At 41.0% G+C, this 22,323-nt stretch carries 19 protein-coding genes; 2 read left to right on the top strand and 17 right to left on the bottom strand.

Annotated features, from left to right (window positions below; translation table 11 throughout):
- Nucleotides 1-56 precede the first annotated feature (56 nt).
- On the top strand, nucleotides 57-329 hold the full coding sequence (locus ADJ67_02250) for a 30S ribosomal protein S20 (protein ID AKT46623.1): 273 nt from the start codon (nucleotides 57-59) through the stop codon (nucleotides 327-329).
- 201 nt (nucleotides 330-530) lie between these two features.
- Here the strand turns inward: ADJ67_02250 and ADJ67_02245 are convergent, their stop codons facing one another.
- On the bottom strand, nucleotides 531-1,289 hold the full coding sequence (locus ADJ67_02245) for a hypothetical protein (GenBank protein AKT46622.1): 759 nt from the start codon (nucleotides 1,287-1,289) through the stop codon (nucleotides 531-533).
- Nucleotides 1,290-1,521: 232 nt separating this feature from the next.
- Here ADJ67_02245 and ADJ67_02240 point away from each other — a divergent pair, with 232 nt between their 5' ends.
- Complete coding sequence (locus tag ADJ67_02240; protein AKT46621.1) at nucleotides 1,522-2,628, top strand: endonuclease; 1,107 nt, start codon at nucleotides 1,522-1,524, stop codon at nucleotides 2,626-2,628.
- A gap of 49 nt (nucleotides 2,629-2,677) precedes the next feature.
- Here the strand turns inward: ADJ67_02240 and ADJ67_02235 are convergent, their stop codons facing one another.
- The 16 genes from ADJ67_02235 to ADJ67_02160 all read right to left on the bottom strand — a co-directional run bounded on the left by ADJ67_02235 (nucleotide 2,678) and on the right by ADJ67_02160 (nucleotide 22,256).
- A complete protein-coding gene (locus ADJ67_02235; GenBank protein AKT46620.1) occupies nucleotides 2,678-4,162 on the bottom strand; it encodes a hypothetical protein in 1,485 nt (494 codons plus the stop codon).
- Nucleotides 4,163-4,168: 6 nt separating this feature from the next.
- The gene (locus tag ADJ67_02230) at nucleotides 4,169-4,942 is read right to left on the bottom strand and encodes an NAD synthetase (GenBank protein AKT46619.1); all 774 of its coding nucleotides are present in this window, start codon (nucleotides 4,940-4,942) and stop codon (nucleotides 4,169-4,171) included.
- Nucleotides 4,943-4,959: 17 nt separating this feature from the next.
- Nucleotides 4,960-5,529 carry a hypothetical protein gene (locus ADJ67_02225; GenBank protein ID AKT46618.1) on the bottom strand — a complete coding sequence of 190 codons (570 nt, stop codon included), beginning with the start codon at nucleotides 5,527-5,529 and terminating at the stop codon, nucleotides 4,960-4,962.
- Nucleotides 5,530-5,538: 9 nt separating this feature from the next.
- Complete coding sequence (locus ADJ67_02220; GenBank protein AKT46617.1) at nucleotides 5,539-7,377, bottom strand: glutamine--fructose-6-phosphate aminotransferase; 1,839 nt, start codon at nucleotides 7,375-7,377, stop codon at nucleotides 5,539-5,541.
- Between the two features lie 57 nt (nucleotides 7,378-7,434).
- Nucleotides 7,435-8,787 carry a phosphoglucosamine mutase gene (locus ADJ67_02215; GenBank protein ID AKT46616.1) on the bottom strand — a complete coding sequence of 451 codons (1,353 nt, stop codon included), beginning with the start codon at nucleotides 8,785-8,787 and terminating at the stop codon, nucleotides 7,435-7,437.
- Nucleotides 8,788-8,819: 32 nt separating this feature from the next.
- Nucleotides 8,820-10,022, bottom strand: a complete 1,203-nt coding sequence (locus ADJ67_02210) for a hypothetical protein (protein AKT46615.1) — start codon at nucleotides 10,020-10,022, stop codon at nucleotides 8,820-8,822.
- Nucleotides 10,009-10,857, bottom strand: a complete 849-nt coding sequence (locus ADJ67_02205; protein ID AKT46614.1) for a membrane protein — start codon at nucleotides 10,855-10,857, stop codon at nucleotides 10,009-10,011. The genes ADJ67_02210 and ADJ67_02205 overlap by 14 nt, the downstream gene beginning before the upstream one ends.
- A 220-nt stretch (nucleotides 10,858-11,077) precedes the next feature.
- Entirely contained in the window at nucleotides 11,078-11,608 is a 531-nt protein-coding gene (locus ADJ67_02200; GenBank protein AKT46613.1) for a hypothetical protein, read from the bottom strand.
- Nucleotides 11,609-11,701: 93 nt separating this feature from the next.
- Nucleotides 11,702-11,899: a hypothetical protein gene (locus tag ADJ67_02195; GenBank protein ID AKT46612.1), complete on the bottom strand. Its 198-nt coding sequence runs from the start codon at nucleotides 11,897-11,899 to the stop codon at nucleotides 11,702-11,704.
- Nucleotides 11,900-12,018: 119 nt separating this feature from the next.
- A complete protein-coding gene (locus ADJ67_02190; protein AKT46611.1) occupies nucleotides 12,019-14,679 on the bottom strand; it encodes a hypothetical protein in 2,661 nt (886 codons plus the stop codon).
- A gap of 320 nt (nucleotides 14,680-14,999) precedes the next feature.
- Nucleotides 15,000-15,704, bottom strand: a complete 705-nt coding sequence (locus tag ADJ67_02185; GenBank protein ID AKT46610.1) for a hypothetical protein — start codon at nucleotides 15,702-15,704, stop codon at nucleotides 15,000-15,002.
- The gene (locus tag ADJ67_02180; protein ID AKT46609.1) at nucleotides 15,704-17,956 is read right to left on the bottom strand and encodes an ATPase AAA; all 2,253 of its coding nucleotides are present in this window, start codon (nucleotides 17,954-17,956) and stop codon (nucleotides 15,704-15,706) included. Before ADJ67_02180 ends, ADJ67_02185 begins: the two co-directional genes overlap by 1 nt.
- A 51-nt stretch (nucleotides 17,957-18,007) precedes the next feature.
- The gene (locus ADJ67_02175) at nucleotides 18,008-18,982 is read right to left on the bottom strand and encodes a CMP-binding protein (GenBank protein ID AKT46608.1); all 975 of its coding nucleotides are present in this window, start codon (nucleotides 18,980-18,982) and stop codon (nucleotides 18,008-18,010) included.
- A gap of 182 nt (nucleotides 18,983-19,164) precedes the next feature.
- Nucleotides 19,165-19,860: a PhoB family transcriptional regulator gene (locus ADJ67_02170; GenBank protein AKT46607.1), complete on the bottom strand. Its 696-nt coding sequence runs from the start codon at nucleotides 19,858-19,860 to the stop codon at nucleotides 19,165-19,167.
- Nucleotides 19,861-19,921: 61 nt separating this feature from the next.
- Nucleotides 19,922-21,541 (bottom strand): hypothetical protein, encoded by a 1,620-nt coding sequence (locus tag ADJ67_02165; GenBank protein ID AKT46606.1) that lies wholly within the window; start codon nucleotides 21,539-21,541, stop codon nucleotides 19,922-19,924.
- A 1-nt stretch (nucleotide 21,542) separates the two neighbouring features.
- A complete protein-coding gene (locus ADJ67_02160) occupies nucleotides 21,543-22,256 on the bottom strand; it encodes an ABC transporter ATP-binding protein (protein ID AKT46605.1) in 714 nt (237 codons plus the stop codon).
- Between the last annotated feature and the right edge of the window lie 67 nt (nucleotides 22,257-22,323).

The raw sequence follows: 22,323 nt of genomic DNA, 5'->3' as shown, positions 1-22,323 counted from the left end.
GTATATGCGAATTATATTAGTATTGCTAAAGATTAAAGAATAGTGGGGTAAAAATTATGGCAAATATCAAATCCGCAAAAAAAAGAATCAAAGTTATTGACAAGAAAACTGCAAGAAACAAGCGTGTAAAGGACCATGTCAAGGAAGCTCTTCGTCAGTTTGACGATGCAGTTGTATCAGGTGACATGAATGTAGCAGCAGAGAAGCTTACTTTAGCAGAGAAGAAGCTTATGCAAGCAGCAGCAAAGGGTTCTATCAACAAGCACGCAGCTTCAAGAAAGGTTTCCCGTATAACAAAGAGATTCAACGCTGCAAAGTCAGCAAAATAAGTCTCACCCGTCCCCACCAGTGTATAAGTTAAATACACAAGCAAATGAGCAAATGCGATGGATGTGTCTCCCATCGCCACGTAAATAACGCCAAGGCGTAGAATATAGAAAAGACTTTAACCGAAGTTAAAGTCTTTTTTAGTATTATTGAAAGTGTCTATTACACAAATTCACATTTCAGTTTCACATATTGTGATCAAACTATGAAAAATATTTGTCTATGAATTCTTTTAGTGATTCATACTTTCCGCTGTCATTATTCTTCAGCTTTAACTCATCCTTATCCAAAGCATTCATAGAAATCTTGTCGTCTCCATCGTTTGCTCCACCACTACTTATTTCCCTGCTTCCGTATTGAGCACCAAGTATATTGTAGTATCCCGTTTCCTCATTATACATTGCGAAGAAGATATATGTTTTTCCAACTTCAATATCTATATCGCCATCTTCTTTCCATTCATAGAAATTAGCATTTTTATCGATATTTTCGTTTCCTGATTCCTTACGGTGTTTCTCTTCATTCGCAATCATCTCTGTAGGGGCATCCTTCTCATATTCAGCTATGGAAATAACTCCTCCCGCTCTGTAATAACTTATGCTATCACCATCTACACTACCTTTTATGCTTTTAAGCACTCTCATTTTCCCATACTCAGCTGGTATTGGTGAGAATCTTCCGTTTCCTACTGTAGTACTGCAACCATCTAGGCTCTCAACCTTTGCTATAAATACATGAGAGACAAAATCACGAAGCGCGGGAACATCACTTATATCGATAACATTATCTGAATCTATCCTTACATGTTTCAGATTTTTTCCGCCTATGCTAAGCTTATCACGATAACTTACATTTACATTGCTTTCTTGGTTATTATTTAGCTTTGCATCTTTTTTACCACAGCCTGAAAGTACAATCAAAAGACACAGCAGCAACAAAACCATGCTATATATTCTTTTCATTTTATCTTCCTCCTATATGTGGACTATAGTAATTATTATTTAGTATACCACAATTACATGCGAATCGTACTTTTTTTCTAAATATTGAAAATTTATTTGGGCATGGCTTAATGATTGCAAAAAATATACCTAACATGGTATCATTTTATTTGCATTAGTTATTCAAAATGCTATAGAACATAGTAAAGAACGAAAGAGGTTATGGCACTTTGCTTTGTGCCGATTTAGTATTATGACAAAAGAAAAAACAATTAAGCAGAAAAAACTGTGGCAGAGAATTCTTAAGTATTTGCTTTGCCTAATTCTAATATTGGGTTTAAGCTTCGCTGCACTCATAGGATATCTAACTTTGACAGAATTCAATCCTGATAAGGAAGTTCCTGTTCCGCTCATAGGAAAAGGTCAAACGGATTCTGTTGATAAATCAAAGGAAATGACTGCGGTTTCTTGGAACATCGGTTACGGTGCTCTAGGCAAGGATGCAGACTTCTTCATGGACGGAGGTAAAAGTGTTAAAACAGCTGATGCGGATGGTGTAAACAAAAATTTAAAAGCAATTTCATCTGAGCTAAACTCGCTTGATCCTGATTTCATCTTGCTTCAGGAGGTAGATGAGAACTCAAGCCGAAGCAGTAATATAAATGAAGTATCCGAAATTCAAAATAAGCTACTCAAGCAAAAGTATCAGTCAAGCTTTGCTAAGAACTTCAGTGTTAAATTCATTCCTTACCCTATTCCACCTATTGGAAAGGTTAATTCAGGTATACAGACGCTAAGCAAGGTGAACATTAAGGACTCGACAAGAGTTCAGCTACCTTGCCCATTTGAGTGGCCTACTAGAGTAGCTAACCTCAAGAGATGTTTGACCATAAATCGCTTGCCTATAAATGGCTCGGATAAGGAATTAGTCATTGTAAACCTTCATTTAGAAGCCTATGACAATGGTGCCGGAAAGAAGGCACAGACTGATATGCTTAGAACTTATCTTCAGACTGAAGCTGACAAAGGAAACTATGTTATCGCTGGTGGAGATTTCAATCAGACTTTCTCAGGAACTGACACATCTATAATTAAACAATTCGACGGAACATGGAAACCTCCTGTTCTAGATACGGATAAGTTCGATAGCTCATGGCAGTTTTTGATGGATACTAAGACAGCAAGTTGCAGAAGTCTTGATAAACCACTTACAAGCCTAGACACAAATAAGTTTCAGTTCTACATCATCGATGGATTCATCGTTTCATCAAATGTAGAGGTAACATCGCTTGAGACAAAGCAGATGGGTTTTGAGAATACTGATCATAATCCAGTCGTTCTGAAGTTCAAACTTAAATAACAAAAAAGGGCTTTTAGGTCGCTTGACCTAGATGCCCTTATTTTTTACTTTATTTACTTGCAAGATTAGCAGCAATTTCTGCTGCAGCCTTTTCGTCGCCCATCCAGCTTTCCTTGCCCTTTGAGCGCTCGAGATATTTCTCATCACCTTTGCCGAGTACCAAGACCATATCGCCAGGCTTTGCCATAGCTATGGCCTTTGATATAGCTTCATATCTGTTATCGATAAACTCGTAAGCTTCCTTAGGCATCTTCAAAGCTATCTGCTTTGCGATATCGCAGGCAGCCTCGTCCCTAGGGTCTTCTTCCGTCAAAATTATGTAATCGCAGTTTTCGCTCGCAATTTTGCCAAGAACCTCGCGTTTTTCCTTGTCTCGCTTTCCTGCAGATCCAAAGACTGCATAAAGCTTGCCTCTATCCTTCTTGACCCTACGTGCAAACTCAAACATCTTATCAAAGCCATCAGGTGTATGAGCATAATCGACAATCAAGTCTATACCAAGCTCGTTTTCTACGCGCTCCATGCGTCCATCGACCTGCTTAACATCTAAACATGCTTCGATTAACTTTTCCATTTCAAAGCCTTGACAATGAAGACCCGCAATAGCTGCAGTTAAATTCAAAATATTATACTCTGCTACGATATTAGTCTTTATGTGATAGCATGCGCCTTCATGCTTTCCGCAAGCCTTTTCTGAAAGCACAAGGTCAAATTCAGAGCCACCAGAACTCATAATTAGTCCCTTTATTCGGTAGTCAGCACGAGCATTTGTTCCGTAGCTTAGCACCTTGCACTTGCATGCTTCTTTTAGCTTATCAAAGCTATCGTCATCTAGATTTAGTAGAGCTATCGCTTCAGGCTTAAGCCCTACAAACAGACTCTTTTTTGCCTCAAAATACGCTTCCATAGTCTTATGAAAATCTAGGTGATCCCATGTAAAATTCGTAAATATGGCTACATCAAAGTCAAGCCCTTCAGTTCTTCTAAGTGCAAGTCCGTGAGAGCTCACTTCCATGGAAACGCTCTTCATGCCTGCTTTTTCCATCTTTGATAGATAGTCGTTTATTTCAATTGCATCTGGAGTCGTAAGGCTCGGCTTTTCGTCTACATCGCCGTATCTAACAGCAATGGTTCCCATATATCCACAGCCCTCTCCGCAGGCCTTCTCGTGAAGGTCTTTGATAATGCAGGTTGTTGTACTCTTTCCATTAGTTCCTGTCACGCCGTACATGGTCATCTTAGTGCTAGGGTTTCCGTAAAATACACTGCTGCATCTTCCGATTTCACCAATCACATCATCTCTATATATGTAAGTGATGCCCTCGCGTTCATCCTGCTTATCACTGCAAACTATTGCAACTGCACCCTTTTCTATGGCCATTGGTATGTAGGCATGTCCATCAGCCTCAAGGCCCTTTACGGCAAAGAAAAGGCATCCTTCACTTGCCTTCCTGGAATCTATAACAAGGGAAGCAATATTCTGCTCCCCCTGCTCGCTTCCCATATATTCATTAAAAAGCTTTTCTAATTTCATCTTTCCCTACCTACTGCTCTCATCATCTGCAAGTATAGGTGCATCGTATTCAAAAGCTGGCATAAGTTCAATTTTGAACTTGTTCATCTTGCGTTTTCTATCTATCAAAGCCTTGATTTCGGCATCCTCACAAACTCCTGTGCGCAAATACTTGTCCAAGGTCTCGTAGCTAAATCCAAGATTCTGCTCATCTGTCAGCCCAGAAAGTCCATCAATTGGAACCTTATCGACTAAAACCTCTGGAAGCCCTAGCTCTCTTCCGACAGCCTTAACCTCCTGAACTGTTAGTCTAGAAAGCGGACTGAAGTCTCCAGCTGCATCGCCGTAGCGAGTCGAATATCCAACCCAGTCCTCTGAAAGATTACAGGTATTTGCGACTCTTCCATTAAGCGATTGAGAAACCGCATACGTCGCAGCCATTCTCAGTCTTGCAGGAAGGTTAGTCAAAGTCTGCTTACTTACCTCTACTGGAAGCTTCTCCTTAAGCTCTCCCGTCAGTCCTTCAAAAGAATCCTTGATATTTATAACCGCATGCTCTATGCCAAGATGGTTTACAAGAAGCATGGACATATCTATGTCAGCCTGAACACCGTTTGGGAGCAAAACTCCAAACACTCTGTCCTTGCCAAGTGCTTCAACACATAGCGCTGCAGTCACAGAGCTGTCCTTTCCTCCACTAATTGCAACTACTGCCTTGCAGGCTTTGCCATTTGCATCAAAGAAAGCCCTTATCCAATCAACAATTCTGTCCTTTGTTTTCTGTGCATCAAATTCGTACATTATTTCCTCCACGCCTTCTATCTAGGAATGTCTCCACCTGATAGATGCTCATCATAGACAGCTCTTTCTCCGCCTATGAACTTAGGTCTTGTTCTAGCGCAAACAAGATGTGCCTCTCCAATCTGCTTAACAGATATGCGCACAGGAACAGCAACTGCTCTCAGATGCATTCCAATCAAAGTATCGCCTATATCCATGCCGGCATCTGCTTTGATGTATTCGACAGCAACTGGGTCCTTAAAATTCTTGTAGCAAGTAACCGAAAAAGATCCGCCTGCGTGAAGCTGAGGTACAACATTTACGATTTCTTCATTTCCTCGCAAAGCTTCCCTCTCCACTATGATGGCGCGGTTTAGGTGCTCGCAGCACTGGGCAGCAAGGTAAACGCCTCTTTCTTGTAGCGCTGGATATATGGCTTCATAAACTGCCTCTGCAGCATTGATGTCTGAGCCTCTACCTATGCTCTCACCCTTTATTTCACTGGACGAACAGCCAACAACAAAGATGTCGCCCGCCTTCAAATGCGTTTTTTCTAACAGCTCTTTGATAGCCTCTTCAGCTTGTTTCTTTATCTGTTCGTATGTCATTTCTATCTCCTATTCTACTGTAACACTCTTTGCTAGGTTTCTTGGCTTGTCTATGCTTTCGCCCTTCTCCTTAGCTACATAGTACGCAAAGATCTGCAGTGGTACTACTGTAAGAAGTGGTGAAACCTCATCATCACAGCGCGGAATGTAGATTACCTCTGAGCTTGCATCCTTGATTTGCTCGTTGCCTGCTTTAGCAATCGAAACAACATGTGCAAGACGAGCCTTAACCTCGATAATGTTTGAGTACATCTTCTCAAAGAGTCTATCCTGTGTCGCCATAGCAACAACTACTGTATCTGGTTCCATCAAAGCGATGGTTCCGTGCTTTAGCTCACCTGCGGCAATCGCAAATGAATTGATGTATGAAATCTCCTTGAGCTTTAGTGAGCCTTCGTATGCGACTGCAGAGTCTAATCCTCTTCCGATGAAGAACACCTGAGTCTTGTTGTAAAGTCTCTTTGCAAGCTTTTCGATATATGGAGCTTCCTCAAGGATTTCCTGAATCTTCTCCGGAATCTGCTGGAGCTCTTCAAGAATGAACTTACGATACTCATCTGTAAGTGTTCCACGTATATCTCCAAGGTAAAGCGCGATTAAATACATGCAAACGAGCTGAGTTGTGTATGCCTTTGTTGATGCAACTGCAATCTCAGGTCCTGCCCATGTATAGAACACATCGTCTGATTCTCTAGCAATTGAGCTTCCCACTACATTGACAACGGAAAGAACTCTAGCCCCCTTTTCCTTTGCTAATCTAAGCGACATCAAAGTATCTAGGGTCTCTCCCGACTGACTTATTGCGATGAAAAGAGTCTTCTCATCGATGAAAGGATCGCGGTATCTAAATTCTGAGGCTACATCAACCTCAACAGCAATGCCCGCCATCTTTTCAATCACATACTTACCCACTAGACCTGCATGATAAGCAGTTCCGCAAGCAACGATGTATATCTTATTGTACTTGTCGAGTTCTTCCTTTGTTAGGTTGATTCCGTCAAGCTTAATCTTTCCGTCTTCGTCGATACGGCGGTTTAGAGTCTCTGCGACAACCTTAGGCTGCTCGTTTATCTCCTTAAGCATGAAGTGCTCGTATCCGCCCTTCTCAGCGTCCTCTACGCTCCATGTAATCTTCATGGCCTCACGCTTAACTTCCTTGCCATCCTTGTCCTTGATAGTTATAGAATCAGGAGTGCAAATTACCATCTCATCGTTTTCAATCAAAAATATATCATTTGTGTACTTCAGCAAAGCTGGAATATCTGAAGCGATGAAATTACTCTTCTTGCCGAGACCTGCAATCAAAGGTGCTTCCTTGCGGTAAGCAACTATCTTGTTAGGAGTATCCTCTGCGATAACGCCTATAGCATAGGTTCCGCGCATTTCCTTTGTTGCGTCGTAAACGGCCTTCTCAAGATCGCCGCCGTTTGCATTATACTTAACGCCAACAAGCTGAGCGATAACTTCACTATCTGTCTCTGACTTAAACTTGATTCCATGCTCGTTAACAAGAGTTTCCTTGAGTTCTACATAGTTTTCTACGATTCCGTTGTGAACAAGAGCAACTCTTCCACTCTGATCCATGTGTGGATGAGAATTTACATCTGATGGGGCTCCATGCGTTGCCCATCTTGTGTGTCCGATACCGCAGGTTCCACTAGGAACTCTTCCCGCTATCATGTTCTCAAGGTTTTTGATCTCGCCCTTGCACTTGTTTAGCTCTATTCCCTTATCGCTTAGAATGGCTATTCCTGATGAGTCATAACCTCTATATTCCAATTTCTTTAGACCTTCTATGATTTTGCCAGCGGCTTCATCATATCCTACATAGCCTACTATTCCGCACATAATATATTCCTTCCTTATCTCCTAGGCTGTCTTTCGGTTTGCCTATTGCGACTTTGATTAGTGAAACTTCCTGCTAATTAGAGCAGCAAGGTCTTCAGCTAATTCGTTTATCACTTCTGTGTCCTTACCTTCAATCATGACTCTAACGAGAGGCTCTGTACCTGATGGCCTGATAAGAACGCGTCCGTCTTCTCCAATTTTTGCCTCTACATCAGCAATCTTCTGCTTAACTTCTTCGTCATTCATGAAGATTTTCTTATTGTCATTGTTTACTCTTGCATTTACCAAAACCTGTGGGAAGAGCTCGATTTCCTCAGACAGCTCCGAGGCCTTCTTTCCACTAGCCACTAGTGCCTTGACAAACTGAAGTGATGAAAGAGTACCATCACCAGTCGTAGTGTAATTCTTAAAAATTATATGTCCTGACTGCTCACCACCGATTACGCTACCAGTTTTTAGCATTGACTCCAGAACATATCTATCTCCAACACCTGTAACTTCTATATCAGCTCCTATAACTTCCTTGACATATTTGTGGAAGCCTAGGTTGCTCATTACCGTTGTTGTAACCTTGTTAACTCCTAGCTCGCCAGCATCCTTGAGCATCTTTGCACAGATACATATGGTTCTATCTCCGTCAATTACATTGCCCTTCTCGTCGACCACTATGAGTCTATCTGCATCTCCATCATAGGCAAGTCCAAGGTCAGCCTGACAGCTTATAACTTCTCTCTGAAGCTTCTCTGGATGAGTTGACCCTATAGCCTCATTGATGTTGATTCCGTTAGGTTCATCACCTATTACTGTAACATCTGCTCCGAGCTTTCTATAAACCTTAGGTGCTATCTCAAAAGCAGCTCCATTTGCACAGTCTAAAACTATCTTCATTCCCTCAAGGCTTATATCTATTGTCTCAAGAAGGGAATTGCAGTAGAGTTCTGTCGCTGATTCTTCTGCTTCTAGACATCTGCCGATTTGGTCGCCTGTAACGTGAGCATTGGCATCGATACCTCTCATAATTATATCCTCGATTTTTTCTTCTATCGAGTCATCGAGCTTATATCCTTGCCCATTAAAGAATTTGATTCCGTTATATTCAAATGGGTTATGAGATGCTGATATAACTATACCTGCATCTGCACGATAATATCTTGTTAGATAGGCAACCGCAGGAGTTGGTATTACTCCGACTTTAATTACATTTCCGCCGACTGCGAGTATTCCAGCTGCTAAAGCATTTTCGAGCATATCTCCCGAAAGCCTTGTATCCTTACCTATAACGATTACGGGCCTTTTGTTACCTTGGCTCAATACAGCTGCACCAGCCTTACCCAGGTTAAACGCAAGCTCCGGTGTCAGTTCGGAGTTTGCCACACCTCTTACACCGTCGGTGCCGAATAATCTACCCATATTTCTTCCTTCCTAGCTATTCCTAAAGCCTATTACTTGTTGCTCACCTTAACGTTTACAAACTGCGGATCTAAAGTAACGGAGAAATTCTTAGTATCACCGCTTACGCTGAGCTGAATCTGATTATCACCTCTTTGGGCATTTGATACATCTATTACGAGCTCAAAATCACTTGACTTTAGCTTTTCTACCGCATCCTCATCTCCTGTAACGGTTAGATTTACAAAGGACAACTCCTGAATCTCATACTTGAGATCACTTTGTTCGCCTGTTATCTTAATCTCGCTTTTACCAATCTTTAAAACTTTTTCTCCAAGCTGACTCACAGTCACCTTTACCACGAGATTTGCGTTCTTCTCAGAGATTGTAACTCCCTCTGGAAGCGATGAGAATTCGAGTTGGATATCCGTGCTCTTAGAGATATTCGAAATATCAACATCATCTGCACTTACACTGCTTATTGATTTTATGACATCTGCTCTTCCGGCTATGATAACCTTCTTTGGAACTGTCGTTTTACGAGTTGCTCCATCTGATGAATAATCACTTATCGAAACTTTTAGGTTTACGGTCTTGGTCTTTGATAGTATCGATATTACCGATGTTGATTTCTTAGAAAGCGTTACATTCTCAACCTTATTACCCTCTTTGCTAACTGGTATGAGCTTGCATGTGTTTGCACTCTCCACATCCTTAACTCTAGATGCGTCGACCGTTCCCCTTGCATAGCTTACAAGCTTAACGATTGATTCTGCCCCTGTTACCTCAACTTCACTATTCTGTATCGAGACTGTTGTTCCCTCCTCGTCATCACTGAACGAACCGTTGTAAACGATCTTTACAGGCACATTCTTGCTAACTAGAGATTCTACCATTACCTTGATACTGTTGATGCTCTTGCTGTCTATGGTTATTCCACTAGGAACCCTAACAGATATATTAACTTCATTTTCGCCCTTTGATGCAGAAGCAAGGTCCACAGAAGCTGTGATATCTCCAGCCTTTAGCTTTGCTATTGCAGTTCTAGAGCCACTAACCTCTACATCTAGCATTTGTGATGTCATAGAGCTAATTGCTAGCCCTCTATCTGTGAGAACATCTGTATGAAGAGTTGTTATAGGCACATTGTGAACCGTCTTAACCGCTGAAGGATCAATTTCTCCAACTACATATATCCAAAGTGCTATCGCTATCGCTATTGCTATTGCGACATTTAGACGCTTATTTCTTGTCATTCTGCTTGCCTCCTACCACATTCTTGAGAAATGATATAGGTCTCTTCTCAACAGTTTCGTTAGAAAGATAAAGATTGAGAAGTAGCTTCTCAAGTCCTTTGCCATCTAGGAATCTAGTGAGTCTTCCTCCCTGAGCAACAGAGATTACTCCGTTCTCCTCGCTGACGATGATAGTCACCGCATCGGAGTTTTCGGTTATTCCTATACCTGCCCTATGCCTTGTTCCGAGGTCCTTGTTTAGGTCCTTGTTATCTGTGAGTGGCAAAACGCAACCTGCTGCATATATTCTGTCTCCGCGCACAATAGCTGCACCATCGTGAAGAGGTGCACCCTTATAGAAGATGTTTCCTATCATCTGCGCAGATATTTCTGCATCTATAACTGTTCCTGTATCTGCTATGTCTCCAAGGGAAACTTCTCGCTCGATAACAATCAAAACTCCTGTCATAGTTGCAGAGCATTCATCTGCAGCTTTGACAAACTCGTCTATTATCTCTTTGGATTTATCGCTGTTTAGTCTATTGAGTTTATTAGGCATGAACCTTCCGCGGCCTACGTACTCGAGTCCACGTCTGAGTTCTGGTTGGAACAAAATGATTAGGGCTACAACTCCGATAGTCATAGTTCCCCTGAGAATCCAATTAAGTGTGTATAGGTGTAAGACATCGGAAATTAAAAATGCTACTACTAAAACAAAGATACCCTTGACGAGCTGCTGAGCTCTAGTTTCTCTGATAAAATCAAGCACTTTATATACGATTAGAGCTACGATCAGGATGTCGAGTACATCTTTGATTCCGAATCCAGTCGTGAGGTTAATAATAAAATCCTTCATGCCTTTGTCCCCTTTGATATTTTATACAATTTTACTAAAAAACTTGCCAAAATTCAATAGTTTAGCCCAATAAAAAGACCGCCCAGCAATCGATTTTTCGATTATGACACGGTCTTTTCACAACTATTTCACAGCAGGCTCATTGCCAAATCAAACATCTAGATTTTGACACTGCCAAGCTTATTAAATCATCTATTGAAATCGCAAGGATTATAATGCTCTAATGCTTTGTCTCAAGCAAGCCGTAGTTGCCATCTTTTCTCTTGTAAACAACATTCACCTTGTCTGTCTTGTCGTTTAGGAAAACGAAGAAATCATGATCGATCATCTCCATCTCAAGAGCCGCTTCTTTCTCATCCATTGGCATAAGTTCAAGAACTTTGGTCTTAACAATGTGCCTGTCTACTATGCTGTCCTTAGCTAGGTCTGGAATTGCCTCAAACTTAACCGACCTATTATCGTGATATCGCTTCTGCAATTTACCCTTGAGCCTTGACATCTGCGAAGCAAGCTTATCAGTAGCTTTATCAATGCCCTCGTAAATGTCATCGCAAACCTGTTCTGTTCTAAATCTTGCTCCCTTAGCATTTATATTAACCTCAATCTTGTCCTTACCTCTCTCCTGCGAAAGAACAATATTGACATCAATATCGTCGGAAAAATACTTGCCTAGTTTCTCGAATTTTTTGTCGATAGTTTCTTCCAAATGCTTGTAGGTGTTGAAGTTTTTCCCTGTAATTCTGATATTCATAAATGCCTCCTTTACCGCTTTGCTATAAGGATGTACAGTTATGCATCATAGCAAAGCTACGATTTTCTTTATTATACCACTTTTTTTATAAAACTACGCTATAAATTGTGAAAAGATTTTAATTTTTATGTGAAAAAATGCAACAAAAACAGCACCTGTTTGCCTGACCTGGTCTTTGCCCCCACACTTGCCTTGACCGGAGTTTCTCCGAGGACTTACTTCTAAACTATGCCATGATCGCCGCGAGCTCTTCTCACGGTTTACGTGGATCCTTTCGCCCATAGCTGGCATGGATCTTCCTCCACAGACGCAAACAAAATGCTGTATCTAATTATTATCAAAATCCTGGCGCTTTGTCAACGAAAAGAGGATGGCTAAATAGCCACCCCTTTTCATTGGACTTATTAAGATTACCTTTGCTTTGCTGCCATGATTATTTTATATAGAGCGGCTAAGCCTGCGATTGCAAATACAGCTATGAAGATCAGATAATTTGGAAGCTTATCTGTTTCTTTTTTATCCTTGCTTTCATCACCGTTATTTAAAACCGCCATGTTCTTTGCATTTTTATCAGCAGCCTTTAGCTCTGTATTTTTCTGATTTTCATCAGGCTTCTTGACTGTATCAGTATCCGTCTTCTTCTCAGACGCTATAGACTTATCTAGATTCTGACTCACTTTGCTAGCCTCACTTCTAGGAGCGACAAGGCTATTATTTGTTCTTGTTGCTACAGCTGGCTTGACTGGCTCAGTCTTACTTGTATCTGGCTTCTGAGGTTCTACTGGCTTGGTTGTCTCGGTCTTGCCTGAGTCTGGTTTCTCAGGCTCTGCAGGCTTAACCGGCTCAGTTTTTCCTGGCTCTGGCTTCTCAGGCTCTGCAGGCTTAACCGGCTCTGTCTTGCCTGGCTCTGGCTTCTCAGGTTCTACTGGCTTAGCTTCTTCCTTCATTCCTTGTTTGAAACTTGCTTCAAAGCTATTCATTGCTTCCTGCAAATCAGCCTTTGCCTTGTCGACTGCTTCTTGTCTTACTCTTGCATTTTCATCTACAGACTTTGCCGCCGCAATCGCACTATCGAGTGCTTCTACAGCCATAGACGTAGTCCACTTGTCCTTTGGCTCTATGTCCTTACCATCAGAGCTAATTTTGATATCCTTCTTTGATTCCTCTGCTGACCTTATTGTATTTTGAAGCTCTGTCTTATCGACAACTATTTTTTCTTTTGTCTGGTATACAAATTCAACTACATTGTCTGTGCTTGTTATCGTCTTATGCACATCTTCCTGAGGTCTGATATGTCCCTCTATGTATGGCGCGCTGTTCTTGCTGAAAACATACTCCTTGCCATCTCTAAAGAAGTTTTCTCCGATGATAGCATTAGCGAGCTTTTCCTGCTTGAAAATCTCAGTTGCGGTGTTTCCTGTATTTGTGCCGTTTGAACCTCTATAGCTATTTAGGAAGCTCTTGTCTCCAGCTCCTAGACTCACCTTTCCATACTGCTCGTATGTAGTGTTGAAATTACATCCATAAACCACATCATCTTCGCGTATGCTCTCACCGAACTGATTTACATATTTGATTGTAACAGGTACAGGATTTACAACACCACCCGTGTTGAAGGTGGTTGCGATTCCGCTCTTATCTATCACCTGGACATATCTAAGCTGGCCCTTGTATGCAGAGCCCTTTGCTTTCTCGCTGAAGTTCTTGTAGAATACTCCGTTTGCTGTCTTAGGCAAATCTTTGAGAGTACTTGGTAGTGTAGCCTTCTCTATCAAATTGCATCCGAATGCGCCTCTACCTAGTTTTTCTAGACCTTCTGGAAGCCTTAGTGCTTTGATGTTATTCATACTAAAGGCATCGTCATCAATCTCCCTTACGCTAGCTGGCAAGCTCAGCTCATCAAGACTTGCTGACATAAAGGCTGAATCACCGATTTTCTCAAGCTGCGAGCCATCTTCAATGCTCAGTTTTGTAAGTGTTTTATGACCTTTGAAAGCTTCTGCTTCTATAATCTTTACACTAGCTGGAATATAAAGCTCTGTTATGGAGTTTTTTACATTCGATCCCCAAAGTGCATATTTAAATGCATTCTTGTCTATTTTTTCGACAGCTACTCCGTCTATGCTTGCCGGAATTTCTAGAACAGATGGGTTATTGTAGTTTTCTCCCGCCTTATATCCCTTTAGCGTCTTCGTATCCTTATCAAAGTTCCATATCGAACTTTCCTTAGAGCCATCGTCCTTCTTTGTTAGAAGAACTCTATGCTCCCCGCGCTCCTTTGGTACGAATGCCTCAAAGAAATCTTCGTAGCCATCAGCCCTTGCACTTATGTAATAAGTCTTGTTTTTCTCAAGATTGTAGTCATACTTGGCGTCGAGATTGTATACGATTTTCTTTCCTGCCTGGTCCTCATACACATTTAGAGCTAAATTGCTTGTTCCTTTCAAAATTTCCTGACTGCTTTCCTTGTCAAATACTTTGACTGAAACCCTTACAGGTGCATTCTCAGATTTTGGTGCTTTTAATATGATTTTGATATTTCTCTCAGCAATCGGATCTACCTTACCCTGCTGAACGTGGGTACTTACAGAGCTCTTTCTAAACAAAGCAAGCCTTGCATTTACAACGATATCCTGCGTCTTCGGTCTTCTTTTTATCTTAATCGTGTTCTGACTTCCATTAGGAGCAGTCTTTGCATCGAGTGCACTTCCCTCAAAGAAGACCGTCGCTCTATACTTATCAAACCTGTTGAAGTTGAAGTTTAGACTTGTAAAATCCGCCTCATTTCCTACCGACATCTTATAGCCTATGGTGTAGGTTAGACCATCGTCACTCTTCATTTTTCCATATTCCTTTTCAGGATTCCATGTACCCCCATTTGTAATCAGGTAGCTATTTCTACCCGCCATGAATTCATCCAGTGCCTTATTAGCCTCGGATATTTCTGTCTCGGAATATTTTTCACCATTAGCATATGCGAAGTCCCTAGTCATGCTTGCAGTCAAAACGAGCATAAGCGTTAGAAATACTACTGCAAACCTAGCAAAATTCCTTTTTCTTACTGTAAACACCTTTTCCTCCCATTTTCTATCTACAAGCGCATAAAAAAAGCAACCTTACGAGGTTGCAAAATAATCGGCATCATAATAGCAATCTGCACAAATCCTTTCCATCGCTCGTAGAATAAGACTTAAACAAACAATACAGGTAATCTGACTCTGAGAACGCAGGCTTCTCATTACAGTGGCGGGACCGTTTGAGATTTTCACTCAATTCCCCTGAAATTGTTTTAAATTAACAGATAAATTATAACATTTCTGCTTGGATGATTCAATAAAAAAATCGCTCTAAACTTCTCTTAGAGCGACTTTCTTTTAAATTATTTATCCGCTTAGCGACTTGCAAAAGCAATAAATATAATCTCTTCTGCCCCTGTTACCTTAAGAGCACGAATGCATTCCCTTGCCGTACTTCCCGTAGTGTAAAAGTCATCGAGTACCGCTACTCTTGCTTTCTTGTTAAATCCATCAAAATCTGAAGCAACAGCGATGCTTCCCTTGATATTTTCTGCACGCTGCTCCTCACTAAGCCCTCGCATAGGCCTTGTTGCTCTTGTGCGCACAAGGCAGTCAGCCACATTACAAGAAAGTTCCTTTGAAAGAAAATCAGCAATGAGTCTTGTCTGATTAAATCCTCGATTTTTCTCTTTTTCCTTAAACATCGGGACGGGTACGATATAGTCGACTTCAAGCTCCAGTGACAAAATCTTATCTGCCATTATCTCTGCAATGACTCTAGCAACATGCTTCTTTCCCCTATACTTTAAATCAAAGATAAGACTTCTCTCATATATACCATAGCTCACGCATCTAATTAAGCGTACATTTCCGTTGCAAGCGCCTTCTTCAGTGTCCCATCTAAAGTGGTCCATGCAGTGATCGCAAAGAGAATAAGTTCTCGTAGAATCAATGATGTTTCCACAACATACACAGTAGAGACTTGGTGGAAAGGCTAGCTCTGCTACCATCTTTATTGCATTCCTAATTCCTGACTTAGACCTTTGCTTTGATATATCTATATATTCAGTTTCTCCCATTAAATCTCATTTCCCAAAGTTTCTTCGTTTGAGCCAATTATACTCCTTCCAATAAGAGCTCTGAGTCTATGCTTAAGTCCCGAAAATCTGAGCTTTATTCGATTGTTGTCAACCATAGCTTCCATGCGCCTTTGCATTCCGCAAAGAATGACGACCTTCTTACCTCTAGTTACTGCAGTGTAAAGCAGGTTACGTGTTGCAAGCATAGGTGGAAACCAAGACACAGGCATAACTACTATAGGAAATTCACTGCCCTGACTCTTATGCACCGTCATAGCATAAGCAAGCTCTATTTCATCTAGCTGTCCAAACTCGTAGCTAACAAACCTATCTTCATCAAAGATAACTGTCATCTGCCCGGCATCGTTATCTATGCTGTGTATATATCCGATGTCTCCATTAAAAACGCCCTGACCCTCGCTGAAATCACGCCTTTTCTTCCATCCAATCTGGTAGTTATTTCTGGTTTGCATAACCTTGTCGCCTTCTCTAAAAAGCCTGTCTCCAAGTTTCTTTTCGGTCTTCAAAGGATCTGGTGGATTTAGCATTTTCTGAAGTTCAGCATTTAGACTAGCAGTACCAAGAGCCCCTTTTCGCACAGGTGTCAAAACCTGTATATCCTTGATAGGGTCTATACCATCGTAGTATGCCGACAGTCTAGTTGTCGCAAGCTCGCTAATTAGCGCTACGATGCTCTGCTCATCGGTTCGTTCCATAAAGAAAAAATCCTTTTCCTTCTCATTCACATAAGGGTATTCACCCGAGTTTATCCTATGAGCATTGACAATTATGAGGCTCTCCTCAGCCTGCCTGAATATGGAGCTGAGCTTTGTTGTAAATACAAACTCACTCTCAATTAGATCACGAAGAATATCCCCAGCACCCACTGGAGGTAGCTGGTCGCAGTCACCAATCAAAATAAGTCTTGTTCCAGTCTGAAGCGCATCTGTAAGGGCCTTCATCAAAAGTAAATCTATCATTGAAGACTCATCGACTATCACAACATCGTAATCGAGTCTATCATCATCGCACTTACCGAATACCGTCTCTCCAGTTTCATCCGAAAAATAGTATTCTAAGAGTCTATGAATCGTAGAAGCATAGTGACCACTAGTTTCAGTTATACGCTTTGCTGCTCTACCAGTTGGCGCAGCTATTGCAGTCTTTAGGCCACTCGCCTCAAAAATTCTAATAATCGCATTTATGATAGTGGTCTTGCCCGTACCAGGTCCACCAGTTATCACTGAAATACCGTGGTTTACAGAGTTGATTACTGCATTCTTCTGCTGATCTGAAAGCTCAATTCCACTGCTTACTTCGCTGTCCCTGATAAGGTTATCTATATTTGTAGAAAGAGGTTTTAATCTACCTTCGCTGAGTCTAAGCAGGTTCCTGCAAACCTTTTGCTCTGCACTGAAAAAGCTGTATAGATATACAACCTCCTGAGTATCAAGTCTATCTATCTTGAGCATGCCTTCAAAGGCCATCTCTATTAGACTTTCCTCAATAAGTTCCTCAGGAACATCTAGCAGTTCGCAAACCCTGTCGCAAAGCTCTATTCTAGGCATATAAGTATTGCCTTCTCCTGCAAAAAAGGAAAGAGCGTATTTGATTCCGCTCTTAATTCTTATATCACTATCACGGCTAACGCCCATCTTCTCTGCGATTAGATCAGCCTTGCGAAAGCCAAAGCCCCTGACCTCATCGATAAGTCTGTATGGATTCTCCTCGATAATATCGACAGAATAAACACCAAACTGCTTAAATAGCTTAAGAGCCTGTGCCGATGAAATCCCATACTTCTGAAATGCCATAGATATCTCAGCAAACTGCCTATGTGCAGAAAAAGACTCCGTAATCTTAGCCGCAGTCTTCTCACCTATTCCATTAACCTCGATAAGTCTATCTGGATTTTCCTCCATTATTGTAAGAGCATCTTCACCGAACTTATCGATTATCGCTGCAGCGGTAGAAGGCCCGATACCCTTGATTACTCCTGAAGACAAAAAATCAAATATAGCCCTTACGCCCTGAGGCAATACCTCCTCAAATTCATCAAAGGCAAATTGCTCACCGTAAACTGGATGAGCCTTTTCGCTACCCACAAGCTTGAATCTGCTTCCCTTGTTGCAGCTCGGCAGATTGCCAACTACAGTGCAGTACTCATCCTCTAGCTCTAGGATAGCGACAGTATATCCGTTTTCTTCATTTCTAAAAATAATCTCGGCAATATTGCCTTCAATCATCTGCATGTATTAAATCACCGTTAATTTTGTATTTATATACAAACTTATATTTGTAAACTATTCTTCTTCGCTAGTAAACAAAGGTCTATATATTCTTCTATTATCAAGCACTCTAACTCTTTCACTGAAGCCACCAGGACCAACGCCGTCAAGCGCCTCTTCCATGTCGAACATTCTAGCATCCATCACATCTAGATAATGAAGAATCTCAGCCTCGGGGAACATCGGCTTCTTAGGGCTTCCGAACTCAGGCTCATAGTGATGAGTCAAAATCATATGCTCAAGGACAATAGCCTTCTCCTCATCAATACCAAGTTCTTTGCACAGTTCATCTATCATAGTAACGCCCTGAACTATATGTCCAAGCAACTGACCTTTCATAGAGTATCCTGATGCGATTCCGTTTTCGCTCGCATCAATCTCGTTGAGCTTCTCCATATCATGGATAATTACACCTGTAACTACAAGGTCCTCATTGAGGAAATCATAAATCTTGCAAAGGGCCTTGCCAGACATAATCATTCTCTTCATATGCCATAAGAGCCCTGCATACTCTGCATGGTGGTTTCTCGATGCAGCAGGATAGTACCAGAGTCTATCCTTGTTATCAACTAAAAGCTTAGTTGTCAGCCTTCTTAAATCGTCGTCCTTGATCTCATTAGCGCAGTCAGTTATGAATCTATACATATCCTCTGGTTGCTCTGGTGCTGCCTTGATAAAATCAGACAGCTCAAGCACATCCGCCTCTGTGGACTTGCGTATTCTTAGAACTCTAAGCTGCTTCATTCCATTCCATTCAGTAACCTGAGCCTTTACCTTGACAATGTTTCCCTCTTTAATCGCAGACAGTGCAGGCTGCTCTCCTTCTGAGACATCCCACTTCTTGGCACTGACCTCGCCAGTGTTATCAGCAAGGTGTAAATCAAGGTACTGCTTGTTGTTAGATCCCACCTTGATTCCTATCGACTTAACCATGAAAAAGTCGATGATTTCCATATTGCTCTTCAGCTCGTTAATGTAAAATTCTTTCATATCTTCTGCAATGCCCTAAGGCATCTTATACCTCCAAATTTGTCTTATTTAATTATATACACTTCCTCATACAAAGTAAATAATATAAGCAAGACCCTAAAGCCATATTCCCCTTTGATCTAAAACCACTCAGTAAAAAAGAGCGATTAATTCATATAATCGCCCTCTCATTCACATATATGTTACAGCTTCTCAACCTTGTATCCTATGCCCCAAACCACCTTGAGGTACTTAGGGTTCTTAGGGTTAATCTCTATCTTCTCACGTATTCTTCGGATATGCACGGCAACCGTATTCTCAGGGTTATATGCAGACTCGTTCCATACGCTTTCATAGATTTGCTCTATGGAGAATACCTTGCCAGCATTCTGAGTAAGAAGCTTAAGAATTCCAAACTCAGTTGGAGTCACTGGAATCAGCTCACCGTCGACTGTGATTTTCTTCTCATTGTCATCGACCTCTAGCCCTCCACTGGTATAGATGCCTTCCTTGCTCTCAGCATCCATGCTGCCAAGCCTTGTAAACCTTCTCAGGTGTGACTTGACTCTAGCAATTAGCTCAAGGGGATTGAATGGCTTGGTAATGTAATCATCTGCACCGACATTAAGTCCGATTATCTTATCGTAGTCCTCACTCTTAGCAGATAGCATGATGATAGGAATATTATTCTCCTCGCGAATCTTCATAGTCGCCTGGATTCCGTCGAGATTTGGCATCATTACATCCATCAGAATCAGATGAATCTGGTTCTGCTTGACGATGTTCAGTGCTTCCATTCCATCGTATGCCTTAAATACATTGTAGCCTTCGTTACGCAGATATATCTCTAGTGCGCCCGCAATTTCCTTGTCGTCATCGCATACAAGAATATTTACCATCACTACCTCCATTTCTGTGAAATACACAAATAACTATACCATAAATCGGCTAGTAAGTAAATTACTCCTTGCGCTTAAAGGTCCTTGGTGCAATCCTTTTCATCAAAGAAATCGACACCGTTAGGTAAACGAGCACAAACACACAAATCAGTATATATAGCCAACTCGGAACGCTTTTCATCTGCATCATTGCAAAGCTGAATACATAGATAAGCGTGCTCGATATCGAGTATATTGGATTTTTTATCTTTGATTGGTCAGTGTACGGCTGAAGTAAATAATACATAGTCAGGTAGTGCGCAGAGTAAAACAGCGTGAGCACCAGTAGCATTACCGCAAGCATCAAAATAGTTTTAGCATTCACCGATGCTATTACTCCACCGATTGTAAGCCCCACAATAAGCGGAAGCGTCATTAAACCATTCATCAAAAAGCTTGATTTGAGTCTGATAAAATAGCTGCCCAAAATAGCTTCTGGCTTTCTGTACCACTTGTAGCAAAGCAGGTACTTATCTATGTTATTAAATAGAGCTTTTGTATAATTTTCTCTAAAAGCTATAACATATATAATAAATATCCATATTCCAATAGGTCCCATGATATCAGCCATTAAGCCCTTTCCTAAATACTTGCTAATGACTCCTATAGCAATTGGAACTATGAGGGCTACAATTGCAGTCCTAACCGTTCTTTTAAAGAATATCTTTCTATGTCTCTGCATGAACATGGCATTAAGGTATGCGTAGCCTTTCTTCTTTGACGCGCTTTTGCTTTCGTGCATGTCAAGCTCTTCCTCTTTGAGAACCATAGCCTTGGCGTTTGTTCCAACTTTGATTTCCTCAACTGTTTCAAGTTCCTTAATCTCGCGTCTTGCAAGCTCAGGGTAATCATCAAAGCGTCTTATCAAAAGAAGTCCACATGCCGCGATCAAAAGATAAACAGGTATCGCAAGCGGACTTACAATATACGGGATATATGCATGTTCAATCCTTCTTATGCTTTCAAGGAAAAACTGTGCATAAGCTCCGGCAAGGCAAAGCACGGTAAAAGTCATGTGTTTCGTAACCATAGTCACGTTCTTTTCGTTGATCCACATATTTAGCGGCAGAAGTTCCCAGCCATCTATAAATATTCTCACCGAAATCATACCAATCAAAAGGATGGGCACGTTTAGGAGCGGAATACCAGCTAGTTTTGTTCCTATGAGCATAGGTATTAGCATTATCAAAGGCTTGGTTACATAATCTACAATGGTCTGAGAAATATAGTAATTCTTTGGATTTAGCTTCAGATACCTGAGCATCATCATGGTTCTATCATCTGAATCTGGCCTAAGCTTATGCGCGAATAGACCTCCACATAAATAGTTCATGAAGAAGAATATTGTAAGGCAGTATAGCCGAACATCTTCGCCACTGATATCAATATCATTGCTTTTCACAAAGATAAATGGCACATAAAAGAACATTCCTAGGTATATAACTGTACCAAATAGCGACTTTATGAAGCTGAGCAGGATTGCAAAGACTTTGATGACATCCTTTGCACCATATGCTGCATAAAGATGTTCACCTATGATATTTTTTATAATAGGAATCCTTCTGAGAAAGTAAATCAGATTATTGCATAGTACCGCTGCATTTACACTCAGAATGATTTTGTAGGTATTTATCAATCCCATCTTAAACCTCGCTGTCCCTAGCCTCATCGCTAACTAGACTTGAAATTATTGCCTGTTCGTAGTCAGCCGAATTCTTGTCGAGCTCTGCCAGCTCCTTGAGTTTTCCATCTTTTAGTAGCACGATTTCATCGCACATATCCTTAGCGAGCTGCATAATATGAGTAGATAGAATTATGATGTGATCAGACTTAAAGCTAAGAAGTATATTCTTGATTTCCTCAGCTACAACAACATCAAGTGAAGTCAAAGGTTCATCGAGCAACATGATTTTTGGCTTTGATATGAGCAGAGTCATAATGTGCAGTTTGCTCTTCATTCCAGATGAATAACCTTTGATGATTCTGTCTGCATCATTTATATCAAAACTGAGGCTTGCAAAAAGCTCAGGAATATTAATATTGCGGTCCTTTGCATGCACATCGCAGTAGAACTTAATAAACTCGTAGCCCGTTAGAAACTCTGGAAGCATAGGCTGTGCATAAATCAGTTCAACATCATCGCTCTGAAGCATGCGCTGTCCTTCTTCGTCCTCTATCAAATCCTGACCCTTAACATCCTTATACTCTCCGTATATTGAATTAAATAGAGTTGTCTTTCCTGCACCATTTCTACCGAGAAGCCCATAAATCTTTCCCTGCTCAAAAGTGCAGCTGCAACCTGCTAGAACATTTTTTTCACCGAAGCTCTTTTCTATATCTTGTAAAATCAGTTTCATTTTGTATACCTTTGAATAATATTACTTAAAAAATTATACCTATATACATATATTATCATATAGATAT

This window comes from Eubacterium sulci ATCC 35585 (assembly GCA_001189495.1).
Classification (GTDB): domain Bacteria; phylum Bacillota; class Clostridia; order Peptostreptococcales; family Anaerovoracaceae; genus Eubacterium_B; species Eubacterium_B sulci.
Note: the sequence above shows the minus strand (reverse complement) of the source record. Positions and strands in the feature narration are given on the sequence as shown.

Bases quoted from the DNA above. Each gene is read 5' to 3' on its own strand.
- ADJ67_02250 (AKT46623.1), top strand. From the start codon at position 57: ATGGCAAATATCAAATCCGCAAAAAAAAGAATCAAAGTTATTGACAAG.
- ADJ67_02245 (AKT46622.1), bottom strand. From the start codon at position 1,289: ATGAAAAGAATATATAGCATGGTTTTGTTGCTGCTGTGTCTTTTGATT.
- ADJ67_02240 (AKT46621.1), top strand. From the start codon at position 1,522: ATGACAAAAGAAAAAACAATTAAGCAGAAAAAACTGTGGCAGAGAATT.
- ADJ67_02235 (AKT46620.1), bottom strand. From the start codon at position 4,162: ATGAAATTAGAAAAGCTTTTTAATGAATATATGGGAAGCGAGCAGGGG.
- ADJ67_02230 (AKT46619.1), bottom strand. From the start codon at position 4,942: ATGTACGAATTTGATGCACAGAAAACAAAGGACAGAATTGTTGATTGG.
- ADJ67_02225 (AKT46618.1), bottom strand. From the start codon at position 5,529: ATGACATACGAACAGATAAAGAAACAAGCTGAAGAGGCTATCAAAGAG.
- ADJ67_02220 (AKT46617.1), bottom strand. From the start codon at position 7,377: ATGTGCGGAATAGTAGGCTATGTAGGATATGATGAAGCCGCTGGCAAA.
- ADJ67_02215 (AKT46616.1), bottom strand. From the start codon at position 8,787: ATGGGTAGATTATTCGGCACCGACGGTGTAAGAGGTGTGGCAAACTCC.
- ADJ67_02210 (AKT46615.1), bottom strand. From the start codon at position 10,022: ATGACAAGAAATAAGCGTCTAAATGTCGCAATAGCAATAGCGATAGCG.
- ADJ67_02205 (AKT46614.1), bottom strand. From the start codon at position 10,857: ATGAAGGATTTTATTATTAACCTCACGACTGGATTCGGAATCAAAGAT.
- ADJ67_02200 (AKT46613.1), bottom strand. From the start codon at position 11,608: ATGAATATCAGAATTACAGGGAAAAACTTCAACACCTACAAGCATTTG.
- ADJ67_02195 (AKT46612.1), bottom strand. From the start codon at position 11,899: ATGCCAGCTATGGGCGAAAGGATCCACGTAAACCGTGAGAAGAGCTCG.
- ADJ67_02185 (AKT46610.1), bottom strand. From the start codon at position 15,704: ATGGGAGAAACTGAATATATAGATATATCAAAGCAAAGGTCTAAGTCA.
- ADJ67_02180 (AKT46609.1), bottom strand. From the start codon at position 17,956: ATGCAGATGATTGAAGGCAATATTGCCGAGATTATTTTTAGAAATGAA.
- ADJ67_02175 (AKT46608.1), bottom strand. From the start codon at position 18,982: ATGAAAGAATTTTACATTAACGAGCTGAAGAGCAATATGGAAATCATC.
- ADJ67_02170 (AKT46607.1), bottom strand. From the start codon at position 19,860: ATGGTAAATATTCTTGTATGCGATGACGACAAGGAAATTGCGGGCGCA.
- ADJ67_02165 (AKT46606.1), bottom strand. From the start codon at position 21,541: ATGGGATTGATAAATACCTACAAAATCATTCTGAGTGTAAATGCAGCG.
- ADJ67_02160 (AKT46605.1), bottom strand. From the start codon at position 22,256: ATGAAACTGATTTTACAAGATATAGAAAAGAGCTTCGGTGAAAAAAAT.